19 protein-coding genes and 2 pseudogenes are annotated in these 23,413 nt (G+C 61.2%); 7 read left to right on the top strand and 14 right to left on the bottom strand.

What is annotated here, in order from left to right:
* Positions 1–61: 61 nt before the first annotated feature.
* The 8 genes from GR198_RS11085 to GR198_RS11050 form a co-directional block, all read right to left on the bottom strand.
* Positions 62–1,150 carry a DUF917 domain-containing protein gene (locus tag GR198_RS11085; protein WP_164051324.1) on the bottom strand — a complete coding sequence of 363 codons (1,089 nt, stop codon included), beginning with the start codon at positions 1,148–1,150 and terminating at the stop codon, positions 62–64.
* A 4-nt stretch (positions 1,151–1,154) separates the two neighbouring features.
* Complete coding sequence (locus GR198_RS11080; RefSeq protein WP_003550865.1) at positions 1,155–2,243, bottom strand: DUF917 domain-containing protein; 1,089 nt, start codon at positions 2,241–2,243, stop codon at positions 1,155–1,157.
* A gap of 7 nt (positions 2,244–2,250) precedes the next feature.
* Entirely contained in the window at positions 2,251–3,792 is a 1,542-nt protein-coding gene (locus tag GR198_RS11075; RefSeq protein WP_164068891.1) for a hydantoinase/oxoprolinase N-terminal domain-containing protein, read from the bottom strand.
* 84 nt (positions 3,793–3,876) lie between these two features.
* The gene (locus GR198_RS11070) at positions 3,877–4,941 is read right to left on the bottom strand and encodes an ABC transporter ATP-binding protein (protein WP_164049494.1); all 1,065 of its coding nucleotides are present in this window, start codon (positions 4,939–4,941) and stop codon (positions 3,877–3,879) included.
* 67 nt (positions 4,942–5,008) lie between these two features.
* Entirely contained in the window at positions 5,009–6,112 is a 1,104-nt protein-coding gene (locus GR198_RS11065; protein WP_033183206.1) for an ABC transporter substrate-binding protein, read from the bottom strand.
* Between the two features lie 47 nt (positions 6,113–6,159).
* A complete protein-coding gene (locus GR198_RS11060; RefSeq protein WP_105008346.1) occupies positions 6,160–6,963 on the bottom strand; it encodes an ABC transporter permease in 804 nt (267 codons plus the stop codon).
* Entirely contained in the window at positions 6,963–7,880 is a 918-nt protein-coding gene (locus GR198_RS11055; RefSeq protein WP_164049493.1) for an ABC transporter permease, read from the bottom strand. Before GR198_RS11055 ends, GR198_RS11060 begins: the two co-directional genes overlap by 1 nt.
* A gap of 33 nt (positions 7,881–7,913) precedes the next feature.
* Positions 7,914–8,684: an aspartate/glutamate racemase family protein gene (locus tag GR198_RS11050; protein ID WP_164068889.1), complete on the bottom strand. Its 771-nt coding sequence runs from the start codon at positions 8,682–8,684 to the stop codon at positions 7,914–7,916.
* A 338-nt stretch (positions 8,685–9,022) separates the two neighbouring features.
* Between GR198_RS11050 and GR198_RS11045 the strand changes: the two genes are divergently transcribed.
* The gene (locus GR198_RS11045; RefSeq protein WP_164049491.1) at positions 9,023–10,030 is read left to right on the top strand and encodes a nitroreductase family protein; all 1,008 of its coding nucleotides are present in this window, start codon (positions 9,023–9,025) and stop codon (positions 10,028–10,030) included.
* 265 nt (positions 10,031–10,295) lie between these two features.
* On the top strand, positions 10,296–10,544 hold the full coding sequence (locus tag GR198_RS11040) for a hypothetical protein (RefSeq protein ID WP_164049490.1): 249 nt from the start codon (positions 10,296–10,298) through the stop codon (positions 10,542–10,544).
* 87 nt (positions 10,545–10,631) lie between these two features.
* Here the strand turns inward: GR198_RS11040 and rsgA are convergent, their stop codons facing one another.
* Positions 10,632–11,684: a ribosome small subunit-dependent GTPase A gene (rsgA, locus tag GR198_RS11035; protein WP_164051321.1), complete on the bottom strand. Its 1,053-nt coding sequence runs from the start codon at positions 11,682–11,684 to the stop codon at positions 10,632–10,634.
* 34 nt (positions 11,685–11,718) lie between these two features.
* A complete protein-coding gene (locus GR198_RS35360) occupies positions 11,719–11,895 on the bottom strand; it encodes a hypothetical protein (RefSeq protein ID WP_018071841.1) in 177 nt (58 codons plus the stop codon).
* Positions 11,896–12,088: 193 nt separating this feature from the next.
* Between GR198_RS35360 and GR198_RS35770 the strand changes: the two are divergent.
* Positions 12,089–12,294: pseudogene (locus tag GR198_RS35770) on the top strand (hypothetical protein); the annotation flags it as partial.
* A gap of 62 nt (positions 12,295–12,356) precedes the next feature.
* Here GR198_RS35770 and GR198_RS11030 read toward each other — a convergent pair.
* Positions 12,357–13,541: an MFS transporter gene (locus GR198_RS11030; RefSeq protein WP_164049488.1), complete on the bottom strand. Its 1,185-nt coding sequence runs from the start codon at positions 13,539–13,541 to the stop codon at positions 12,357–12,359.
* 348 nt (positions 13,542–13,889) lie between these two features.
* Between GR198_RS11030 and GR198_RS11025 the strand changes: the two genes are divergently transcribed.
* Together GR198_RS11025 and lhpI are read left to right on the top strand one after the other, a co-directional pair.
* Positions 13,890–14,186: a hypothetical protein gene (locus GR198_RS11025; RefSeq protein WP_164049487.1), complete on the top strand. Its 297-nt coding sequence runs from the start codon at positions 13,890–13,892 to the stop codon at positions 14,184–14,186.
* A 182-nt stretch (positions 14,187–14,368) separates the two neighbouring features.
* Positions 14,369–16,126: a cis-3-hydroxy-L-proline dehydratase gene (lhpI, locus tag GR198_RS11020; protein ID WP_164068887.1), complete on the top strand. Its 1,758-nt coding sequence runs from the start codon at positions 14,369–14,371 to the stop codon at positions 16,124–16,126.
* A 167-nt stretch (positions 16,127–16,293) separates the two neighbouring features.
* Here the strand turns inward: lhpI and GR198_RS35760 are convergent.
* The 3 genes and pseudogenes from GR198_RS35760 to GR198_RS11005 all read right to left on the bottom strand — a co-directional run.
* Positions 16,294–16,426: pseudogene (locus GR198_RS35760) on the bottom strand (LysR family transcriptional regulator); the annotation flags it as partial.
* Positions 16,427–16,524: 98 nt separating this feature from the next.
* Entirely contained in the window at positions 16,525–17,520 is a 996-nt protein-coding gene (locus GR198_RS11010; RefSeq protein ID WP_028742507.1) for an MDR family oxidoreductase, read from the bottom strand.
* A gap of 33 nt (positions 17,521–17,553) precedes the next feature.
* A complete protein-coding gene (locus tag GR198_RS11005; protein WP_164049485.1) occupies positions 17,554–18,309 on the bottom strand; it encodes a FadR/GntR family transcriptional regulator in 756 nt (251 codons plus the stop codon).
* A 201-nt stretch (positions 18,310–18,510) separates the two neighbouring features.
* Here GR198_RS11005 and GR198_RS11000 point away from each other — a divergent pair, with 201 nt between their 5' ends.
* Together GR198_RS11000 and GR198_RS10995 are read left to right on the top strand one after the other, a co-directional pair.
* The gene (locus GR198_RS11000) at positions 18,511–19,923 is read left to right on the top strand and encodes an FAD-binding oxidoreductase (protein WP_164068885.1); all 1,413 of its coding nucleotides are present in this window, start codon (positions 18,511–18,513) and stop codon (positions 19,921–19,923) included.
* Positions 19,924–23,394, top strand: coding sequence for an indolepyruvate ferredoxin oxidoreductase family protein (locus tag GR198_RS10995; protein WP_164068883.1), 3,471 nt, complete (start codon positions 19,924–19,926; stop codon positions 23,392–23,394).
* Positions 23,395–23,413 lie beyond the last annotated feature (19 nt).

Below are 23,413 nucleotides of genomic sequence, written 5' to 3'. Positions count from 1 at the left end.
TCGCTCATTCGACCATCCTGACTAGCGAGCATTAAGAAGCATATCCCGTGCCAGCCCAGATCTAACCGGCCTCGAGCGGTGCGTAATTCTGCGTCAGGCCGAAGGCGGCGGGGCCGAAGACGGCCAATGCCTCCGGTGTGCGCATGATCGGCGGCACTTTGACGCCAAGCACGTTGACCCGCTGGCCATAACGCAGGCGTTCGGTGGTTATCGGTTCGGCAGTATCGGCTTCGAGGATGCAGATGAGATCCGGCACGATCGCCAGCACCCTGCCGTCTTCCTCGGCTACCAGATTCTCGTTCTGGATCTGGATGCGCACCGGCCTGCGGCTTGTGTCGAAAGGTTCGATCGTCACGACGCCGACCGACCAGCCGTTCTGCTCGCGCCGCGAGACGTCGACCACCTTTCCCGAGGCCAGAAGGCGCGCGGTCTCGTAATGCGTTCCGGAGAAGAATTCGATCAGGTCGGCGAGCGGATCGCGATGCGCGGCAAGCGCCAGCCGGATGGTACGCCCGATGCCGATGGCAAGCGACATCGTTCCGGGAACGGATACGCGACGGGTCGTGCGGCCATCCATGCCGTAATTGACGATGTAGGACTGGCCGCCCATGCGGATCGTCACGCCGCGAGCGAGCCATTCCGCCTTGGCCGCACTTTCCGTCTCGATGATGACGACGTTGCCCTGCTCGTCGGCGACGGTCACGGGTGCGGCAGGCACGCCGTAGACGTTGAAGGTCTCCATTTCGAGCTGTGGAAAGGCACGGCCCATGCCGTCCGCGTCGATAACCGGGAGCCGGCATTCCGCCGCCAGCATGATCGGCACCATTGAGTTGATGCCGCCGGCCTCGAAGGGGATGATGGCCCCCATCGCCTTGCCGACACGTTTCTCGTAAGCCCTGAGCGCAAGCCCGATCTCTTCGCCGCTCGGCATCTTCTCGATCAGGATCGTTGGCGCCCCCATCGCGCCGCAAGCGGCGACCTCGATGCCGTCAGGCACATCGTCGAGCGGCAGAAGATCGACAGGACCGTGGCGTTCGATCGCCGCTTTCGCCATGAGTTTGCCGATATAGGGATCGCCGCCGCCGCCGGTGCCGAGAAGGGCCGCGCCGACCGCTAGATCGTCGATATCCTCGTTGGTGATGATTGCCATGTGTTCAGCCGATCTCTTCGATGGAAATGAAGGGTTCCTTCAGCCCGAAGCAGGCAGGGCCGAAGACATCGAGCGCCTCCGGTGTCCGCATGATTTCGGGAACGGAAACGGCAAGCACGGTGACGCGCTGTCCGTAGCGCAGGTTTTCGCTGGTGATGGGTTCGGCCGTTTCCGTGTTCATGATGCAGATGAGATCGGGCACGATCGCCTTCACCTTGCCGTCGACGCGGGCGATCAGGTTCTCGTTCTGGATCTCGATCTCCATCGTCGAGCCGAAGGGCGGCAGCCCGCCGATCGTGACGCGGCCGATCGAAAATCCTGCCTTGGTCTCGCGCATGACATCGGTGATCTTGCCGCCGAAGATGATGCGCCCGTAGCGATAGAGCGTCGAAGGCAGAAAGCCGAGCAGCGCCTCGATCGGGTTCTCGTGCGAGGACTTCGCCTTGCGCAGGACTTCGCCGATGCGGATGGCAAGACTCAGCGTGTTCGGGATGGCGGTGCGTTTGACGTCGGCGCCCGACATCGCATATTCGGCGATATAGGCGCAGCCACCCATGCGGATGGCGACGGCGCGCGAAAGCCATTCCATCTGGCGGTTATCGACCGCTTCGATGACGGCACAATCGCCATATTCGTCGCTGACGGCCATCGGGCTGCCGGATACGCCGTAGACGCCGAAGGTTTCCATTTCGAGAAAGGGAAAGGCGCGTCCCATGCCGTCTCCATCGACGATCGGCAGGCCGAGGCGGGCGCCGACGACGAGCGGGATCGTCGAGTTGATGCCGCCGATCTCGATCGGCATGGTCGCCTGCGCCTTGCGACCGAGATGGCGTTCGAGCCGCTGTAGCGAAAACATCGCCTCCTCGCCGCTCGGTATCTTCTCGACCAGCACGGTCGGCGCCCCCATCATCGCAGTTGGAATGACCAGCATATCGTCGGCCAGTTCCTTGGGGTCGATGATGTTCACCTCGAGCCCTTCGTCGAGGCATTGCTGGACCATCAGCCGGCCGACATAGGGATCGCCGCCGCCGCCGGTCCCGAGAAATGCCGCGCCGACGGCGAGGTCGCAGAGTTGTTGACTGTTGAGCTTCATAGGGTCCTCATCCGATCACGAGATCGCCGATGGCTTTGACGCGGATGCGCGTCGCACTGCCCGGCAAATAGGCGAGCGGCACCTCCTCGATATCCATGATCTTGACCGTTCCGGCCTCTGCACCCGCCTTGACTGCGCGCTCCTCGGCCTCCCTCTTGGCGCCGCCGAGCACGATGTCGCGGGAGGTACCTTCGAGCGAGAAGATGCGGTCGACCTCGCCGCCGACCTGCGCGATCGCAGCGCCGATCGCATTGGCAACGGAGGCGTTCTCAGGACGGATGACGCGCGACGCGGAGGGTAGGTCGCGCGAGATCAGGATCGAGCCACCACCAACCAGAATGACAGGCAGGGGTTCGGCGCTCGTCTTCATCCGGTCGACGGCCTCGTCGGCCATGCGGTGGATGGTATTGAGCGCCGTCTCGATCGTCCTTGCCGGGATATGAGCGACACGCGAACGGTCGCCGATATCCTCCAGGCCGGCCGCGACGATGATGTCTGTCGTGGTCAGGGTATCGCCGCCGAAGATCAGGGCGCGGGAGGTGATTTCGTAGCCGACCGAATCCGGGCCGATGCGGGCGCCGTCGTCGCGCACGATCGAGCCGCCGCCGAGACCGATGGCGAGCACGTCGGGCATGCGGAAATTGGTTCTGACCCCGCCGATATCGACGGCGACGGCGGATTCGCGCGGGAAGCCCTGCATCAGCATGCCGACATCCGACGTGGTCCCACCGATATCGACGACCATCGCCTCCTTCTCGCCGGCAAGCATCGCTGCGCCACGCATCGAATTGGTCGGGCCGGAGGCGAATGTCAGCACCGGATAACGCTCGACGTAATCAGGCACCATCAGTGTGCCGTCGTTCTGGCTGATATAGAAGGGTGCATTGATCGCCAGCTCCTTCAGCGCGTTGCGGAAGGAGTTGACGACCTTGCGCGACAGGTCGGCGAGCGATGCATTCATCACCGAGGCGTTTTCGCGTTCGAGGAAACCGACCCGACCGACTTCGTGGCTGAGCGATATCGACAAGCCGGGGATCTCGTTACCGAGAATCTCGGCTGCCCGCAGTTCCATGTCGGGTGTGACCGGCGAGAACACCGAGGTGATCGAGGCCGCCGTGAGGCCGCGGCTGCGGATTTCACCCGCGACGCGCAGGATTTCGGGCTCATCGAGCGGCGCGATCTTGCGGCCGTCGAATTCGTTGCCGCCGCGCACCATGAAAGTGTGGCGGCCGAGCGTGTCGGCTAGATCCTTCGGCCAGTCGGTCATCGGCGGCAGTGCCTTGGTCGCCGGCAGGCCAAGCCTGATAGCCGCGACTTCGAGCAGCCGCTTGCGCTCGACGACGGCATTAGTGAAATGCGTCGTGCCGATCATCACCGCTTGGATTTCCGCAACCGAAACGCCAGTCATCGACAGCACTTGCTTCAGCACGGCGACAATGCCGGAACCGACATCGCTGGTGGTCGGGCTCTTGCAAGCGCCGAGCACCAGCGGGCCGTCCATCAGGGCAGCATCGGTATTCGTGCCGCCCACATCTATTCCAATACGCATCATGACCTCCGTGAGAATATGCCTGGCCGTGGCGCCGGAGCGGATGGCTCCGGTGCTGGCGATGATCGTTGTTTCCGTGTTGCTTCAGGCGACAAGCGCCTCGGATCGGTCGGGGTCCCACCCGACCGTGACTGCAGCGCCTGGGGAAAATCGTTCGGTGCGGGACTGGTTCTGGCGCTCGGCGACGATCTCCTGCGAGCCGACTGCCAGCCGGTAGCGTACCAGCGCACCCTGGTACGTCTCGCTGAGAACGGTTGCGGGAAGGCTGACGCCGGATGAGCTGTCCGGACCGATGATGACGTTCTCGGGGCGAACCACCAGCTTTGCCGCCTGTCCGGCGGCAAGTCCCTGGGGACCGCGCGTCGGCAACACGCTTCCCTCTAGCAGCACCGTCATGCCTTGCCCGTCATTGACGCCGACCGTGACATCGATCACGTTCGAATGACCAATAAAGGTGGTGACAAACAGCGTCTTCGGCCGTTCGTAGATTTCCTCGGGCGTTCCGACCTGAACGATGTGCGCCTTCTGCATGACGCCGATGCGGTCGGACATCGTCAAGGCCTCGTCTTGGTCGTGGGTCACATAGACGGTGGTGATGCCGAGCTTCTTTTGCAGATCCTTGATCCAGTATTTCATTTCCTCCCTGAGGCTTTTGTCGAGCGCCGACAGCGGCTCGTCGAGAAGGAGGATGCGGGGCTCCGTCACCAGCACGCGGGCAAGGGCGACACGCTGCTGCTCGCCGCCCGACAGCTGACGCTGGAAACGCTCCTCATATCCCGAAAGCCCGACCTGGCGCAGCGCGGCGGTGACACGCTTGCGGATCTCCTCCTTCGGCAGCTTCCGAAGCTTCAGGCCGAAGGCGATGTTGTCGGCAACGTTCATGTGGGGGAAGATCGCGTAGTTCTGGAACACGATGCCGATGTCGCGCTTCTCCGGCGGCAATCTCGTCACGTCGTCGCGGCCGATGAGAATCTCGCCGCCGCTCGGCGGCACGAAACCAGCGATCATCCGGAGCGTCGTCGATTTTCCGCATCCAGATGGGCCGAGAAGAGAAAAGAACTCTCCTTCGGCGATGTGCAGGTCGATGCCGGCGACCGCGACGCTATCGCCGTAGGATTTGGCGAGCTTTTTCAGATGGATATCGGACATGCGGCGAGGGCTCTCCTGTTATGAAGATGAGCAGCGGGCGGCGTAGAAGCCGTCCGCTGCCGCTGTATCAGCTGGCGAAAATGCCGTTGACCGTTTCGACGATGTCGTCTTCGTTTTCGAGGTAGGAATTCCAGTCCGGCACCCAGAAACCCTTGATGGCGTCGGCGCTGTTGACTACGCCGGCCTTGGCGAGGTTGTCGGGCAGGACCGCGTTGCTGACCGTCGGGCGCAGGTAGAATTCCTTGCCCATATTGCCGATGAAGGTTGGATCGAGGGCGCGGTCAAGAAGCGCGAAGGCGAGCTTCTTCTGCATCGGTTCGGCGTAGCGGCTGATCGTATAGGTCTGCGTCAGGATCGGCTGCTGTTCGGTCCAATACCAGAAGGCGAAGGGGGCGCCCTTGTCGCGGGCCTGCATCGGCTCGGCATCGTCGAGCACGGCGACTATTACTTCGCCGCGGTCCATCAGCGTCTGCATGTTGCCGGTGAAATCGGAGATCTTGGCCGGCATCAGTGCCTTCATCGCTTCGTAGCCGGCGTCAAGATCGTACTGATCCTTGCCGAAAATACCGCAGGCGACGAGGAAGAAGTCCATCTGCAGCGTGTTCGAGGTGATGTAGGTGCCGCGCTTGCCGGCGAATTCCGGCTTCCAGAGATCCTTGAACGACGAGGGCGGCGGCGAAACCAGATCGGTGCGATAGGCATAACCATACTGGTTGAAGGCCCAGGTGACGCCGACGCCGTTGGCGGTGGCGAAGGGCCACAGGTTCTTGGCGTTCGGTACGTTCGGCAGCAGTTCGTCGAGTTTCAAGAAGAAATCGCCGGCCTTTGCCGTCTTGAACATCTCCGGCAGGTTCCAGTTGGTGATGTCGAGCGGCGGCTTCTCGGCGCCGCCGGCGACGAATTTCGGGAACCAGGGCCAGGTCGAGTCATACTCGATCTTGCAGTTGAACTCCTTCTGGAAGTCGGTCAGCAGATATTTGTTGACCAGCTCACCCCAGGGGCCACCCCATTCGCCGACGCGCAGCACCGCGCCGCCGGCATCAAAGACCTTGCCGTCGAAGGCGACATCCTGCGACCAGGCGTGATTGATGTTGAACAGGGGCAGTGTTGTGGCAGCGACGCCCATCTTCAGGATCGTGCGGCGGGTATGCCCTGTCGTTTTCTCAGTCATGAAGTTCCCCTTTTTGCTCTATCGTTGATGTGAAGGCGTAGCGGTATTCATCCCCCGAAGGTGCGTTTCAGGTTGACCAGTCGTGAGGTTAGGACGGTGGAGAGAATGACGAGCGCGATGGCGAAGATGCCCGCGGCGGCAGCCGTCGGCTCGAACTGGTAGCGCATGGAAACATACATCGCGATCGGCAGCGTCTGCAGGTTCGGCGTCGACAGGAACAGCGTGACTTCGAACTGGCCGAACGAAACGATGAAGGCGAAGATCGTGCCCGCCGAGATCGCCGGTCCGATGATCTTCAGCGTCACCAGCCGGAAGGCGGTGAAGGGCGACGCGCCAAGGCTGCGGGCGGCCTCTTCCAGCGAGCGGTCGAAGCCGACCAGCGCCGCCGTCACCGTCGCGATGACGAAGGGGCAGGTGACGATCACGTGGCCGATGATCAGCCCCGGCATGGTGCGCGCAAGGCCGATGCCGGTGGTCACGTAGAAGACATAGAGGGCAAGGCCCAGCACCACGCCGGGCAGCACGATCGGCAGCATGAAGAAGCCGCGCAGGATGCTGGAGGTACGGCTCTGCGAGCGTGTCAAATAGATCGCCGCCATCGTGCCGATCACGGTCGAGATCAGCGTCGAGACCAATGCGATCATGAAACTGACACCATAGGCCGAGAGGAACACCGGCGAGGTCAGGAACGCCTGTATCCAGCGCAGCGACAGGCCCTCCGGCGGAAAGGTCAGGTAGTCGCCCGAGTTCAGGCCGGCAAGCACCACGATGAAGACCGGAACCAGCAGGATCGCCAACGACAGCAGCGAAATGGCCTTGAAGGCAAAGGGGATGGCGGATTCTTCACGCATCAGGTGCGCCCTCCCGAGGTTCTGACCGCGGCCTGGTGATAGACTGCAACGGCTGCGATGCTCGTCACGAAGAGCACGACGGCGATGGCGGCGCCGAACTGCCAGCGCCCGACCTCGGCGATCTGCTGGTAGATATGGATAGGCAGCACCATCACCTTCCAGCCGCCCATCAAAGCGGGGACGACGTAGGAGCTGATCGAAAGCGCAAAGACCAGAAGCGTGCCGGCGAGGATTCCGGGCATGGAGAGCGGCAGCACGATGGTGACGAAGGCGTGCCAGCGCGAGGCGCCGAGGCTGCGCGCCGCCTCCTCCAGCGAAGGATGGATCGCTTTGATGATGCCGATCAGCGACAGCACCATGAAGGGCAGGGTGATCTGCACCAGCCCGACGATGACGCCGAAGACGTTGTACATCAGCGGCAGCGGCGTCGTTATTGCCCCGACCCTCAGGAGAAATCCATTGATGAGGCCGTTATCGCCGAGCAGCACCATCAGCCCGTACATGCGGATCACCATGTCGAGCTGCATGGAGGAGAGCACGAGGATCATCAACAGCGTGGCGCGGCTCGGCTTCACGGTTTTTGCGATGACGTAGGCGAGGGGATAGCCGAAGAACAGGCAAGCGGCGCCGACGATGGCGGAAATCCAGATCGAGCGCAGGATCGATTCATAATAGCTCGCCCGTGTGAAGATGCGGACGAAATTGTCGAAGGTGATCTGGCTGTTGAGGGCGATGACGCCGGCGACGGACTTGTTGAAGGCGAGCCCGAACAGTGATGCGGTCGGGATCACGAAGAAGACAAGGAAGACGAGGAACGCCGGGATGACCAGCCACCACAGGCGGAAATCCTGAAGGGCGGTGGTCGATCCTTTCCGCTTTTCCGTTTGTGTCATGGTGTCCGTTTGCGCAATCGCCATCTCTGTCCTCTCAATGGAACGTCCAGCGTTCTCTCATTCGGCCGCAAGCGGCATGGGCAGATGAATATAGTCGTAGCCAAGCAACTGTTTTTCGGGCGGCTGCGGGAAGGTCAGCTTGCTGTGGGAAAGGTTCGAACGCACCAACGCTGCGGCAACGGAAACGGCGGCAGGGATAGGGTCGATGACAGGCACGTCGATGCCATGCGCCAGAAGCCCCTCGCGCAGAGCGAAGGCGCAGCCCATCAGGCCGGTGCAGCCGAAGACGAGCGCCTCGGCGCCATCTTCCTCGACGGCCCGGATGCCTTCCTTGATCAGCATCGCCTTCGTCCGGTCGAGGTCCTCCTCGAGTTCCAGAACGGGAATATCGACGCTGCGCACCGAGGCGAGCTTGGTCGAAAGGCCGGCGACTGCCGCGGTATTTTCGAAGGATGCCCGCAGCCGGCGCATGACGGTGAGGACGGAAAACCGATGGCCGAGCATCGCCGCAATGTGCATGCCGGTCTCGCAGGGTCCGAGCACCGGGATCGTCACGGCTTCCCGCGACGGCCTGAGACCCGGATCGCCCATGCAGTCGATGATGATGGCATGGACGCCTTCATTCTGCGCCTTGATCGCTTCGGCGATCGTTCCCGGCACCGAGAGGGCAGCCTCGAATTCGCTCTCGATCGATCCCGGCCCGGCCGTAATCTGCGCGTGGCTGACCTTGATGCCGGGATATTCCAGCGCCCGGAGATCGGCGACTTTGCGAAATCCTTTGGTGACGATCGGTGACACCACGCGAATTTCTACGACGCTATCCTGCACGGCCGGCCTCCTTGATGCGCAATTCGCTCTGGGCAATTCATGGGCTTACGGTGCCGCAGTCCGCCCCGGCTTGGAAGTTCGGAAATGAGTAGGTGCGGAAGTGATTCGGATGGGTCATCCGCCAGCACGGATGGCAGCGAACCTATCCGAATGGATAGGGTGCTCTAGAAAAAGCAATTTTAAAACAAATGCTTGTCGATAGCCTGATTTTAGAAGCATCGCATCCCGGCATGAAAATCCGCTGCAGGCAGGGGGTTTGACGAGGCCGAACAGACGAATAACCCTGCATCGACGACAGCAGGTTCAAGACCGCCTGCTCATCACCGGGGAATCGTGCCATGCCTTCGGCCAAAGCCGCGCCTTCCGCATCATCCTTCCAGAACCGCGCCAGAACGGCGTGGCGCCTGTTTGCGAATTTCGCCTATGACTATCGCCGTTTCCGCCGCGCCTCCTTCATCGATGGCGCACAGTCGCGCGAAAACCGGCGGGCACATATCCATCTCCTGGCGCATATGCTGGAATACGGCATGTCGCTTTCCAATCCGCGCAATGGCTTCGGCATGGACAAGGTGCGGCTGCTGGCGGCAGAGACGCGCGGCTATATCGAGCAGCACGGCCGCGACGCCTCGGCCGATATCAGCCTTTCCGTGCTCTCGGCCTATGTCGCCTTCAATGCGGAGCAGGGCGATGTCAGCGAGGCACAGGCACTGCTGGACGATCTGCTCGTCGTCGCCGGCGCCGGGCACAATATCCGGCCCGGCGGCAGCGAGGCGGTCAGTGCCGCCGAGATCGTCAGGCACGCGCGGATGGATTTCGTCTCCTTCATGGAGGCACGCCATAGCGTGCGCCAGTATGACAGCAGCAGGACAGTTGCGTTCGAGAAGATCGAAAGAGCCATCCGTGCGGCCCAGCAATCGCCTTCGAGCTGCAACCGACAGACATGCCGCGTCTACGCCTTCACCGAGAAGCCGTCGATCGCCCGCGTTCTCGCCCATCACGACGGCAATCGCGGCTTCGGCGAACAGCTCGGCGGCGTATTCGTCGTGACGGTCGACCTGTCGCACTGGAATACGGTCGGCGAACGAAACCAGGGATGGGTGGACGGCGGCATGTTCGCCATGACGCTGGCGCTCGGCCTCCACGCGGAGGGGCTGGGCGCCTGCATGCTGAACTGGAGTGCTGCGCGCGAGCAGGATATCAAGATGCGGACCTGCGTCGGCATCCCCGACAACGAAATCATCATCACACTGATCGGCTTCGGCCACATGCGCGATGAATTCCGCGTGCCGGTATCGGCCCGAAAGCCGATCGACATGGTCCTGACGCACGAACCGTCGCTTCGATAAGCCTCAATCGTCGAGCGATCGCAGCGCTCGCCACCCTCGGCAAGATCGCGTTGAGACAGAACGTCAGGGGGGCCTCGGCTGAATCGTACCGATTTACAACGACTGCTTCGAGTCTTTCTCGCAACACCTGAGCGGGAACTGTAATCTTGGACGGATTTGGCTGGATTAGAGCGATTCAGTTACGGTATCCGTAGGACTGCGAAGCGATTTGCGCGAGCGGGACAGCTAGAGACAGCGCGTCCGCATCTCCTAAAGCAGGACCTTGATGAACGCGGATATGATAGCCGCCTGGGCGGTGGAAAATGGATTCCATGCGATGGATTCTGGGAATTATCGTCGCCATGACAATGCAGGCGTGATCACGATCGAGATAAAGAGGATGTCATTCCTCCTCATCGATGAGAGGCAAGGATTGCGACCGCGCCTCGTATCGCGGTTGTTCAAAGATATATCCCTCACAAGCGGGAGCGGCCGCTTGCAGGGTCTTCTTCGTGACCGCAATCCCAATCATTGAGCACTCACGCTATCCCCCAGCCCAGCCAATTCAGGTGGCGGATCATGAGCTGATGCCGATGAGCACCGTCGCAGACATTCAACACTTTCAATATTTCTTCTTGCGAACGATCTTGTTGCCGCGGGGTCCGCTCACGACCGGCGTTCGGTCGCGGTTTTCGGCAAGCAGGTTCCGCCAGCGTTCCAGGCGATCGGCGACCAGAGCACCGCTTGCGACAGCTGCCTGGACCGCGCACCCAGGTTCATGGGCATGCGTGCAATCGCGAAAGCGGCAAAGCGGCGCCAGTTCAGTTATTTCAGCAAAGAGGGTGTCTATACCTTCGGCACCATCACTCACGTAAAGCGTTCTTATTCCCGGCGTATCGATGACCCAGCCGCCGCCTGAAATTGCATGCAGGGATCGCGCCGTGGTTGTGTGGCGGCCCTGCGCGTCATATTCGCGAATGGTGCCTGTCTTTTGCTTTGCGTCGGATTCAGGCCCGGTCATGGTGTTCACCAGCGTTGATTTTCCGACACCAGAAGATCCCACCAACGCAACCGTCTGGCCAACGCCGCACCAGGGCCTCAACAGGGAAACGGCGTCCGCGGAGCGCCCATTCAAGGCAATGACAGGCAGATCGCGCTGCAAAGCCTCGGCTTGCGCTTGGAATATGCCGGCATCTTCCGCGGTGTCAGCCTTCGTCAGCACAATCACCGGATTGCTCCCGGCCTGGTTGGCCATGATCAGGTAACGTTCCAGCCGAGCAAGATTAAAATCGGCATTGCACGAGGTCACGATCAACAGGGTGTCGATGTTGGCGGCAACAAGTTGCTGGCCACGCCCGCCTTCCAGGCGTCGTTGAAAGACGCTTTTTCGATCGAGACGTCTGATGAGCATGTCAGTCAGTGCATCGGCAAGAACCCAGTCGCCCACCGCGTAGTCACCAGTACTGGTATTGGATGGAAATTCCAGTCCGACCGGCCCGGTGACATCGATTGCCTCGATGCGTGCCCGGTGAACTGAAGCGATGCGTCGGGGGATCAAGTCCGCTTCGCTGGGCTGGACCTGGTCCGCGAAGAATTCAGACCACCCAAGCAGTTCCAGCGGTGAAGAAAGTTGGGAGCTGGTCAAATCTTGTTCCACTTTCGGTAAGGCTGCCATAAAGGGTTTTTGAATGATCTTCCGCGGCTTTCGCCTAGCTGCGTGGATGATCCCGTTTTGGCAACGAGGTTGCGTAAGCAGCAGCTTCGCCGGGGTAGGGGAAATCGTCCCCGAGCTGACGGTCGCCATCGTAGACTTTGAAGCTAGGCCCTTCAACTTCAACGATCTTATAGCCATTCACGTATTCAATCTTCGGTGTTTTCCAGCCCATCAAAAGCTCTCCAGTCCGGTCCGAGGTTGTCTCTAAAGGGTGCCAAGACCTCATACTCGGCGGTCTATGACCTATCAGGTGCTTCACGATTAGCCAACGCCGGTTCGATTCCGTTCAGACCACCGTTCGTCTGCAAATTCGACAAAGAGTCACCGCCAGGCTGGTTTACAGGTGATCAATGGGGCACGATGGCGAGGGCGATCGCCTAATCGACGTGGTCGAGCCCACCGGCTCAGATACCTTTGCCGTGAACAAACTCGGCGGCAAGCAAGTGGCCTCGCGCCTGCGTCCGTATTTCCCTCGACCAGACGCGCGACTGACCTTCAATCTCGCAAGGCGATCTACTTCGACCTGCAGTGCCAGCCGTATTGCTTAGGAGAGCACCGAGCAGGCCATTAATACGTGCTCGTTCGGGGTTTCGCCGAACCAATCGCGCGGCCGGAAACCGGCAGCACAATCCGTTAGCCGTTGACGCTCCGAGCAGTCGCAGCGCTACCACCGCCGGCAGCCCGGCGCGAAGCAAGCGCCTTGGCCGAAAAGAGCGCGTAAATGATCAGTGGAAGGCAAACGAGATAGGATGTCCGGATGCCAGCATGTTCGGCAATGAAACCGAGCAGCGGCGGCGCCAGGAAAAAGACGACAAAGCTCATTTGGCCGAGGGCGGCGACGTTGAGATACGCCGCGCGATCTGTGCGTTGGGCCGCCGCCGAGACAGCGAGAGGATAGACGGCGCTGCAGCCGGCGCCCATCAAGGCAAAGCCCGCCAGCGCGACATAGGGATGCGGCGCCCCCGACACGGCGCAGATGCCGATCGCCGAAAGAACAAGCAACATCGTGGCGACGGCCCGCGCGCCAAACCGATCGACCAGCGGATCGACGAACAGGCGCGCCAGCGCCATGCAGAAGGTAAAGAGCGTCAATCCCAGTCCGCCAATGAAGGGCTCGACCGAAAACACATCGCGCATATAGATCGCCGACCAGTCGATCCCGGCACCTTCGACGAGAAAGGCCGCGATGCCGATCACGCAGAGCGGCATGAGGCCCCAGGTGGGAAGCGCTACCAGCGGTGCCTTGTCTTCATGCAACGCGATCCGCGCCGGCGCATTCCGCATGCCGGAAATCGCCCAGATGCCGATGACAACAACCGTGACAAAGGTCGCGGCGAGATGGAGTTCCATCGAAATGCCCGCTTGGCGGACGACCGAGGAGACAAGTGCTGTGACGAAGAAGCCGAGGCTCCAGAAACCATGCGCCCTGTTCATCACGCCGCGTCCTAGCTGCGCTTCGATGCGGTCGATCTCAACATTGAGATTGATCTCCAGCGCCCCGGCGAGCAGCCCCTCGACGAAGAGCACACAGAACACGACCGGCGCCGCACCGATCCACGGCACCAGCGACAGCAGCGCAGACGTGCCGAGAACAGTAATGAATGCCGTGGTACGCGCGCCGAGCCGGGCGATCAAGGGCGAAGATAAAGTCAACGAAATCAAGGCGCCGATCGCAGCCCCTATCAGCGTCAACCCAAGCTCGGACTTATTGACGCCCAGCGCAACCTGCAAATCCGGCATCCTCGACAGCAGCGCCCCCAGCGACACAGCGAAGAGAAAGAAGCAGACATAGATCCGCTGCTGCGGCGCGATTTTCATCATGCAACTCCGGGGATTGACGCGTCGAAGCAAAACACGCGCTTATGGACCGGTGATGTCTATCTCACAGGGCCCAAGATCGAAACTAGTTTCTGAGGGAATGCGTCGGAGAAGGTGATCTTAGGGACCGGCGCGATTTGCCTAGCCGCGGTGACGTGCGCGTGCCGTTTGATCAAGCTTGCAAGCTCGCCGCCGCCGAGCCGACGGCCCCGGAGAATCTCCCAATGCCCCCGTCGTCATTCCCATGATGGTTTGCCGCGAACGCCTGGATCGCAACCTGCCTACCGCTATTGAACTTTGCCTTCCCGTTCAACGAAATCTATATTCCGTTCAACACAGGAGAATCTTATGGGTACCCAACCACCCACTGCTGCGGAAAGCGAAGCGAAAGTCGCATTGACTCGCAATAAGCTCTTACTCGAGCAAGCGAAGGCCGTCGGTCTCCTTGGCACGGCGAAGAATACCCGCTTGTCGGGGCGCGTGCCGTCGGAGTTGATCGAGGCAGCCAAGAAGTGTGCCCGTGTTACCTCGGACACCGAGCTGCTGGAATTGGCGCTTTCACGGCTGGCTCTCGAAGACGACTTTGGTCCGCGTCTGGTGGGCCGCAAGGGCCGCATCCCGACGGATATCGATCTTGGGATTTGATCTCTCTGAAACCCTCCGGTCACTAAAGCCCCAGAGGCACGTCGCGACGATCGAGCGTAGGCCCGACGAAGATCTTCCATGGGTTGCTAAGGGACCGGCAATCGGAGGGCCTCTGTTCCTGGATACCGGTCTCTATCTGGATGTGCTTGCTTGCAAAGTCACCCAGCTTGAAAGGCTCACAGATGGTCAACCTTGTTGACGGATGGATTTTCTCTGGTACCGCGTACGTGCGCGGCAAGGCTTCGGGCGATGTTGTTGCAAGCGATCTTGAACTAAGTTTCTGGGGCGGGGTCGATCCCTGGACCGGCGAGGTGATCGATCGGCATCACCCCTTGAGTGGCCGCTGTCTCAAAGACCATATCCTCGCGATCCCCGGGGGTAGGGGATCCTGCTCTGGAAGTGGCGTGATGTTGGAGCTTTTGCTGAATGGCAAAGGTCCTAAAGCGATGCTGTTCGAGCGAGAGGAGGATATCCTCACGCTCGGTGTCGTCATCGCCGAGGAAGTATTCGGTCAATCCATTCCCGTTGTGACGCTCACGCCCGAGAATTTTCGCAAAGTGGTGCGTTCGGCATTTGTCGAAATCGAAGGAAACGTGGTCTCCTGTTCGGCCGACGGGTTAGCAACGGACGCCATTTCAGCGCACAGCCAGCACTCTGGCCATCTTTTCGGTGACGTCGAATTGTCGGAGCTGGATAGAGCTTATCTGGCTGGTGACCACGGGAAGGCTGCGCAATCGGCGATCCGCATCATCCTGCGAATGGCGAAGCTGCAGGGCGCCGCTCAACTGATGGATGTCTCACAGGTCCACGTCGATGGCTGCATCTACACCGGACCAGGCTCGCTTTCGTTTGCCGAAAAGCTGCGGGATCTGGGCGGGCGTGTCGTGGTGCCGACAACCCTCAACTCGATTTCGGTCGATCATCGACGCTGGCGCTCGCAAGGTATTGATCCCGTCCTGGGCGAGCCGGCCAGCAAGCTGGGTGAGGTCTATGTCGAGATGGGTGCGCGGCCGACCTTCACCTGCGCGCCCTATCTGCTCGAGACAGCTCCCAAGATCGGCGAGCAGGTGGCCTGGGCAGAATCGAATGCCGTCATCTACGCCAACAGCGTTCTTGGCGCGCGGACAATGAAATATCCGGACTTTCTCGACATTTGCATCGCACTCACCGGCCGCGCGCCGCTGGCAGGTCCACACATCGACATCAATCGAAAAGCCGGGCTCGTCGTCAGCGTCGGCAATATCGAGGACATCGACGATTCCTTCTATCCGCTGCTCGGCTATCACATTGGCGCTCTGGCATCGAACCTTATCCCTGCTGTCACCGGTCTCGATCAGGCCGGTCCAACCAATGATGATCTCAAGGCGTTCGGTGCAGCGTTTGCGACCGTTTCCAGTGCACCGATGTTTCACATCGTGGGGGTGACGCCTGAGGCAAAGACGCTGGATGCCGTTGTGCCCGCAGGCATCAGCGTTCCTTCGATCGATCTTCGGCTCGAGGAACTTGCGTCGAGTTGGGACGAACTCAACAGTGCAGGCGAAGAGCGCGTCGATCTCGTCTCGCTCGGCAATCCGCATTTCTCGCTCAGCGAAATCGAGAGGCTGGCGTCCCTGTGTAGCGGGCGAAAGAAGCATGTGGATGTGGCGGTGGTCGTTACCTGCGGGCGCGCAACACACGATAAGGCCAACGAAGCCGGGCTGATACCAGCCCTCGAACATTTCGGGGTGCAGTTCGTGACGGACACATGCTGGTGCATGATCACTGATCCGATTATTCCTGCCCTTGCGAAAACCATACTGACGAACTCGGGCAAATATGCCCATTACGGGCCAGGGATAACCGGCCGACGCTTCTATTTCGGTGGCATTGCCGCATGCGTTGCGGCTGCATGTAGTGGGATGCATAGCAAGGCGGCGCCCCGCTGGTTGCGGCGGGCCTAGCGTTACCGCTGGAGCAAATCATTTTTCCGCTTCGAGGGCGAGAAACGCCGGCACGGGAAGGCGCCCTGGCACGCCCGCAGGGAGGGATCAGCCGATGATGGGATTGAGCTAAGAATGAAGATCAAGTCCCTTAAACTATACGCAGACAAGCCGTCTTACGCACGTGCCATCGGTGGCACCGGATCCCTGATGTTGATCGTTTCGATCCGCCGGCCTTTTAGCGACCAGGGGCAGTTGCACCATATCGGACAGGATCGCCACGCCGAGGTTGTTGGCGACCATGGAGCGTGATGTCTTGATCACCCCGCCAAAGTTTGAAGGGTTCAGGTCACGACCGCATGATTTTCGGCAGTTCTCGTTCCTGCCCCTTTTAACGTTGTTTCGCGATCTTCTTCAGCTTAACCATTCACATCGATGACGGCCCGGCCGCGAATTTTGCCCGCGACAATGTCTTCAGCGAGTTGCGGCAGCTTGGACATAGGCTCAACAGTCGTCATGCTGTCGAGCTTGCCCTTATCCATATCGCGGGCAAGCCGCGCCCAGGCGGAAAGCCGCTGTTGGCGGGTGGCGATCACGGAATCGATGCCAATCAAGGTTACGGCGCGCAGGATATGCGGCAGCACAGTGGCCGGAAGATCGGCACCGCCGGCGAGGCCGCAGCACGCGATTGCGCAGCCGTGAACCGTCTGAGACAGTGCATTGGCGAGCGTCGTCGAACCAACACTGTCGATACCGCCGGTCCAGCGTTCCCTTTGTAACGGGCCACCCTTTTCGGCAAGCGTCGCGCGGTCGATGAAGGTGGTGGCGCCCAGAAAGGCGAGATAATCATGGGTCTCCGGACGGCCCGTGGACGCCGTGACGTTGTAGCCACGCGCGGCAAGCAGGGCGATAGCCACCGAACCGACGCCGCCGGCTGCGCCGGTGACCAGGACTTCGCCTTCGCCCGGCTTGATCGAACCCCATTTTTCAAGGGCATCGACGCAGAGCGCGGCGGTGTAACCGGCGGTGCCGATCGCCATCGCCTGTTCCAACGAGAAGGCCTCGGGCAGGGGGATCAGCCACTCCGACTTGACGCGCTGGTAACGGCCATAGGCGCCCCATTCGGTCTCCGAAAGGCCCCAGCCGTTCAGCACCACCTTGTCGCCCGGCTTCCATTCCAGCGATCGGGATTCGATCACGGTGCCGGAGAGATCGATGCCGCCGACCATCGGCATGCGGCGAGCGATGCGGCCCTTACCGGAGATCGCGAGGCCGTCCTTGTAGTTGAGCGTCGAATAGGCGATTTCGACCAGCACGTCATTGTCCGGCAGATCGGCGATCGAGAGTTGCCTGAACGCACCTTTCGGCTTGCCGTCAACGGTGTCGATCACCATCGCGGTGAAGGTCTCGGTCATTTCGTGCCTCCCGGTCTTTGATTTCTTAAGGATTCAAGCCGAAACTTGCGCGGCATCGCGTCCGGCGCGGGCGTTCAGGACGGCCGCATAGCTTTCGCGCACGTAGGCGAGAAGCCGCGCCAACGCATCCGTTGCCTTCGCATTGTCGCGGGCGCGCACGGCATGGACGATCTCCTGATGCAGCGAGGCGACGTGGCGCCGCTCGCGGACCCGGAAAACGATCATGTTGGTGATCGGAATGAAGGCTTCGATCACGGTATACATCATCAGCTTCAACGGACCGTTGCCGGTCGATTCCACCAGCGCACGGTGAAAACGTACGTCCGAGGCGCAGAAACCCTCGTCGCTGATCGTCGGATCGAGCTGGACTGCAATCTCCGCCTCCATGGCGGCGAGATGGCTTTCGTCGCGGTTTGCGGCCGCCAGTCGGCAGCAGACGGTTTCGGTTTCTAACCGCGCCGTGATGATTTCTTCGATATCGAAGGCGCCGATGCCGACCAGGAGTGTCGCCGCCCCGGTGATGGCCTTCGATAGACCCTCGGGATCCGGCCGCTTGACGAAATTGCCGCCAGCCGGGCCGCGCTTGGAGCGGATGAGATTCTGGGCCGCAAGACGCTTCAGCGCCTCGCGCACTGTCGGGCGGGAAATGCCGAAACTCTTGGCGAGATCCTCCTCGGTTGGAAGGCGCTCGTCGATCTTTAACCGGCCGTCCATAATGGCCGAACGGATGTTGTCGGCCACCTGTTTGGCGATGCCCGTGCGGACAACCTCGTCGTATTTGAGGATCATGTCGCCCCTTCCCGATCTCTGGCCAACAGTGATGACATGGGCGAATTCAAAAGGCTACTTCTTTTTAAATATAGGTTTGACAAATAGAGGAATGGGACTAACCTCACCCCCCGGATTAAGGGGTAAAGGAATGGGCGCAATCGCATTTGGCCGACCCTGGGGTGCACGGCCGGACCGTAGAGTTTCCAGGGGAGGGCGCCCGTGCCGTCTGACCGGTTGAGCCGTCTTCTCGCCCGCCTGGAAAACCGGCTTGATGCAGCCGCAATCCTAAGCGGCGATGCCGTCCCCGATGCCTATTGCGCCGACGCAGCGGCGCAGGGCCAGCGGCCACTTGCCGTTCTGCGGCCCCGCAATAGCGCAGATGTTTCCGCCATTCTTTCTGCCGCCAATGATCTTGGCCAGCCGCTTGTCGTCCAGGGCGGGCGTACAGGTCTTTCAGGCGGCTCTCGGCCTGTCGCCGATGAAGTATCGCTTTCGCTGGAGCGGATGAGCAGCATCGAATCCATCGACACGGTGGCACAGACGCTGATCGCCGGCGCGGGCACTCCGATGCAGGTCGTGCAGCAGGCGGCAAGCGATGCGGGCCTGTTCTTCGGTGTCGATATCGGCGCACGCGGCAGCGCCACGGTCGGCGGCAATATCGGCACCAATGCCGGCGGCATTCGCGTGCTGCGTTACGGCATGTACCGGGCGCAGGTCATGGGTCTCGAAGCCGTGCTCGCAGACGGAACGGTGCTGACCTCGCTCAAGGGCCTGCCGAAGGACAATTCCGGCTACGACCTCAATCAGCTGTTCATCGGTAGCGAAGGCACGCTCGGCATCATTACCCGCGCCTGTTTGAAATTGCATCCCAAGCCGAAGATTGAGCGCAATGCGTTCTTGGCGCTTCCGTCGCTGGCCGCCACGCAGGATCTGTTATCGAAACTGCGGGTCGAGCTTGCCGGGCTCCTTTCCGCTTTCGAAGTGATTTTCCCCAATGTCTATGAGGGCACCGTCGCGCATTTGGGCATCCGCCCGCCGGTGGCGCCTTGTGCCGGCATGTATGCCATGGTCGAGATCCAGGGGCAGGCGCCGGATCAAGACAATGAGCGCTTCGAGACTGCACTTGCTGCTGCGGTCGAGGACGGGCTGGCGAGCGACGTCGTGCTCTCCAATTCCGTTCGTGAATTTCAGACACTCTGGGCGATCCGGGACGGCATCAACGGATTTCTCACCGCCTGTGGTCAAAACGCCGGTTACGATATTTCAGTGCCACTTGGCCGCATACAGGAGTTTCTCGACGCAACGGCCCATTCGATATCGATTGTGGATCCTGGCGCGGTGTCGTTCATCTTCGGTCATCTCGGCGATGGAAATCTGCATTATTGCATGGTCACGAGCCGCGAAAAGGACGTCGCAAAGGCGGTATTTTCCGGGATCGAGCAGGTCGGCGGCGGCGTATCCGCCGAGCACGGCATCGGCACCGACAAGGTGGGCTATCTGAATTATGCCCGCAGCGAGGCCGAGATCTCCACCATGCGCCGGCTGAAAGCCGCTTTTGATCCGAACGCCATCCTCAATCGCGGTCGGGTCTTTGCGGCGCCGGTTTCGGTTGCCCAGATGGAGCGGGCATAGATGTCGATCCACAGCCAACCGGATATCCCGGAACCGGAAATCAGCCTGGACGACCGTTACACCCGCGAAAGGGGTCGTATCCTCGTCTCCGGGACGCAGGCGCTGGTGCGCCTGCCGATGATCCAGCGTCAGCGGGATCTAGCGCGCGGGCTCAATACCGCGGGATATGTTTCGGGATATCGCGGATCGCCGCTTGCCGGTTTCGATCGCGAGATGGCGCGCGCCAAAAAGTTTCTCGATGCGGCACATGTGAAATTCCAGCCAGGCCTCAATGAGGACATGGCGGCGACCGCCGTCTGGGGCACGCAGCAGACCGGCATGTTTCAGGGCCTGCGCTACGACGGCGTGTTTGCCATGTGGTATGGCAAGGGTCCGGGCGTCGACCGTAGCATGGATGTCATCCGCCACGCCAATGCCATCGGTACCAACGCGAACGGTGGCGTGCTGCTATTGGTCGGCGACGACCATGGTGCGGTCTCCTCGACGCTTCCGCATCAAAGTGAGCACAATCTTATTTCGGCCATGGTGCCGATGCTCTCGCCGGCGGGGATCGGCGAATATATCGACTACGGCCTCATCGGCTGGGCGATGAGCCGGTACTCCGGGGCCTGGGTCGGCTTCAAGTGCCAGACGGAAATCGTCGAATGTTCGGCAACCGTCGATCTCGATCCGGACCGACCACTGATCGTCATGCCCGACGACGTGTTTGCGCCGGACGGCCTATCCCTGCGCTGGCCGGACGGGCCGCATGCAATGGAACTGCGGCTGGAGCGCAAGATGCTGGCCGTCCAGGCTTTTGCCCGCGCCAACCATCTCGATCGCGCGGTCTGGGGTGCGACTGGACGTGCAAGGCTCGGGATCGTCTCGACAGGGAAATCCTGGCTCGACATGTTGGGCGCGCTGGCCCTGCTCGGCATCGACCAGGCCCGCGCCGCCGACCTCGGGATTGCGCTCTACAAGGTCGGCATGGTCTGGCCGCTCGAGCCGCAGGGGATCGCCGAGTTCGCCGCGCGGGTCGACGAACTGCTCGTGATCGAAGAAAAACGCTCGATCCTCGAAGACCAGATCAAGGCGCAGCTGTTCAACCTGCCTGCTGATCGGCGTCCGCGCGTGTTCGGCAAGGCCGGCGAAAACGGTGCGCCTCTGCTGCAGGCGATCGGCGAGATCGGCACGCTCTCCGTAGCGAAGGCAATCCTGTCGCGGCTTGGCGATTTCGATGCGACCTTGCAGGCCAAGGCCCGTTTCGTCGATGAAATGGCGCTCGCCATGGAGATCGAGGCGACGGCCTTGAAGCGCGAGGCCTATTTCTGTTCCGGCTGTCCGCACAGCGTGTCCACCCGCCTGCCGGAGGGAAGCCGCGCTTCCACCGGCATCGGCTGCCACATGATGATCATCGGCAACGAGGATCGCAATACGTCAACCTTCACCCAGATGGGCGGCGAGGGCGGTTCGTGGATCGGCCTTTCGCCATTCACAGACGAGAAGCATATCTTCGTCAACATGGGCGACGGCACCTATTTCCATTCCGGTGTCCTCGCCATCCGCGCCGCCATTGCGGCCAAGGTCAACGCCACCTACAAGATCCTCTTTAACGATGCAGTCGCGATGACCGGCGGCCAGAAACATGACGGTGACGTCACCGTGCCGGGCATCGTTTCCCAGATGCTGGCGGAGGGCGCGACCCGTGTCGTCGTGGTCGCTGAACGGCCGGATGTGTGGCAGGGCAACCTTCCACGCGCGGTTTCCGTGCATCATCGCGATGAACTCGATGCGGTGCAGCGGGAGCTGCGAGATATCCCGGGCGTCACGGTGCTGATCTACGACCAAGTCTGCGCCGCCGAAAAACGCCGTCGCCGCAAGCGCGGTGCGTATCCGGTGTCCGACAAACGCGCCTTTATCAATGAACTGGTCTGCGAGGGCTGCGGCGACTGTTCCGCCGTGTCGAACTGCATCTCGATCGAGCCGCAGGAAACCGAGTTTGGCCGCAAGCGCCGGATCAACCAGTCAAGCTGCAACACCGACCTTTCCTGCATCAAGGGATTCTGCCCGAGCTTCGTGACCGTCGAAGGCGGCAGTATCCGCAAGCCGGCGGCGAAGTCGAAATCGGTCACGACCGACGACCTGCCGCTGCCGGTTTTTACCGCGACGTTAGCGACGCCCTACAGCATGCTGCTTGCCGGTATCGGCGGCACCGGCGTCATAACGGTCAGCGCCATCCTCGCCCAGGCGGCACTTCTCGATGGCCTAGCCCTGACCACGCTTGACCAGACAGGACTTGCTCAGAAGAACGGCTCGGTGGTGTCGCATATCCGGCTGGCGAAGGATCCGGGCCAGATCCACGCGGCGCGGGTCGGTCCTGGCGAAAGCGATCTCGTTCTCGGCTTCGACATTGTCGTGGCCGCCCAGAAGAATTCGCTGACCTCGTTTGCGAAGAACAAGACGCGGGCGGTGATCGACGACCACTTTGCGCCGACGGCGTCCTTCGTGAAGGACACGACGATCGATTTCCGGCAGGAGGCCACGTTGAAGTCGCTGCGCCGCGCGGCTGGGGACAACGCCGTCGAGACGGTTGCCGCGACGGATCTGGCAACTGCGCTGATGGGTGATGCAATCGCTGCCAACATGTTCTTGCTCGGCCATGCATGGCAGCGTGGCCTGGTGCCGATCAACCTTGCCGCCATCGACAAGGCGATCGAACTCAACGGTACCGGCATCGCCATGAACCGCGCCGCCTTCGGCTGGGGCCGTCGCGCTGCGGTGGATATCGAGGCCGTGGCCCGTGAGGCCCGTTTCGTCAAGGCCGAACCCAAGGCCGAAACGCTGGATGAGATTGTCGCCAAGCGTGTCGCCTTCCTCACCGATTACCAGAGTGCGGCCTATGCAAAGCGGTATACGGATCTGGTGGGGGTTGCTGCATCCGCCGAGGCCCGGCTGGGTGGCCAGACGGGTTTTGCAGAAGCGGTTGCCAAAAGTGCCTTCAGGCTGATGGCCTACAAGGACGAATACGAGGTCGCCCGACTGCACCGCGACCGCAGTTTCGAAAAAAAACTGTCCGAACAGTTCGAAGGTGATTTCAAGATCAAGCATCATCTGGCGCCGCCGATGATTTCGAAGATCGACCGGCGTACCGGCCATCCGGCCAAGATCGCCTTCGGCGCCTGGATTCGACCGGCCTTCGCAGTGCTGGAAAAGCTGAAGTTCCTGCGGGGCACGTGGCTCGATCCGTTTGGCCGCACTGCCGAGCGTCGGCTGGAGCGCCAGCTGATCGGGGATTATGTCACGCTCGTCATCGAGCTAAGCCAGTCGCTCGATGACGGCAATCCGTCGGTTGCTACCGAGCTTGCCGGCCTGCCGGACATGATCCGCGGTTTCGGGCATGTCAAACTCGCATCCATCCAGCGCTTCGAAAAGCGCAAGAACGATCTCCTGGCGAAATGGCGGGCAAGCGAACCGCTCACCCATGTCGCCTAAATTTTGTTTCCGAGAGTGA

It is taken from the genome of Rhizobium leguminosarum (assembly GCF_010668065.1).
GTDB lineage: Bacteria > Pseudomonadota > Alphaproteobacteria > Rhizobiales > Rhizobiaceae > Rhizobium > Rhizobium leguminosarum_S.
The sequence above is the reverse complement of the archived record's forward strand: the minus strand, read 5'-3'. Positions and strand labels throughout refer to the sequence as shown.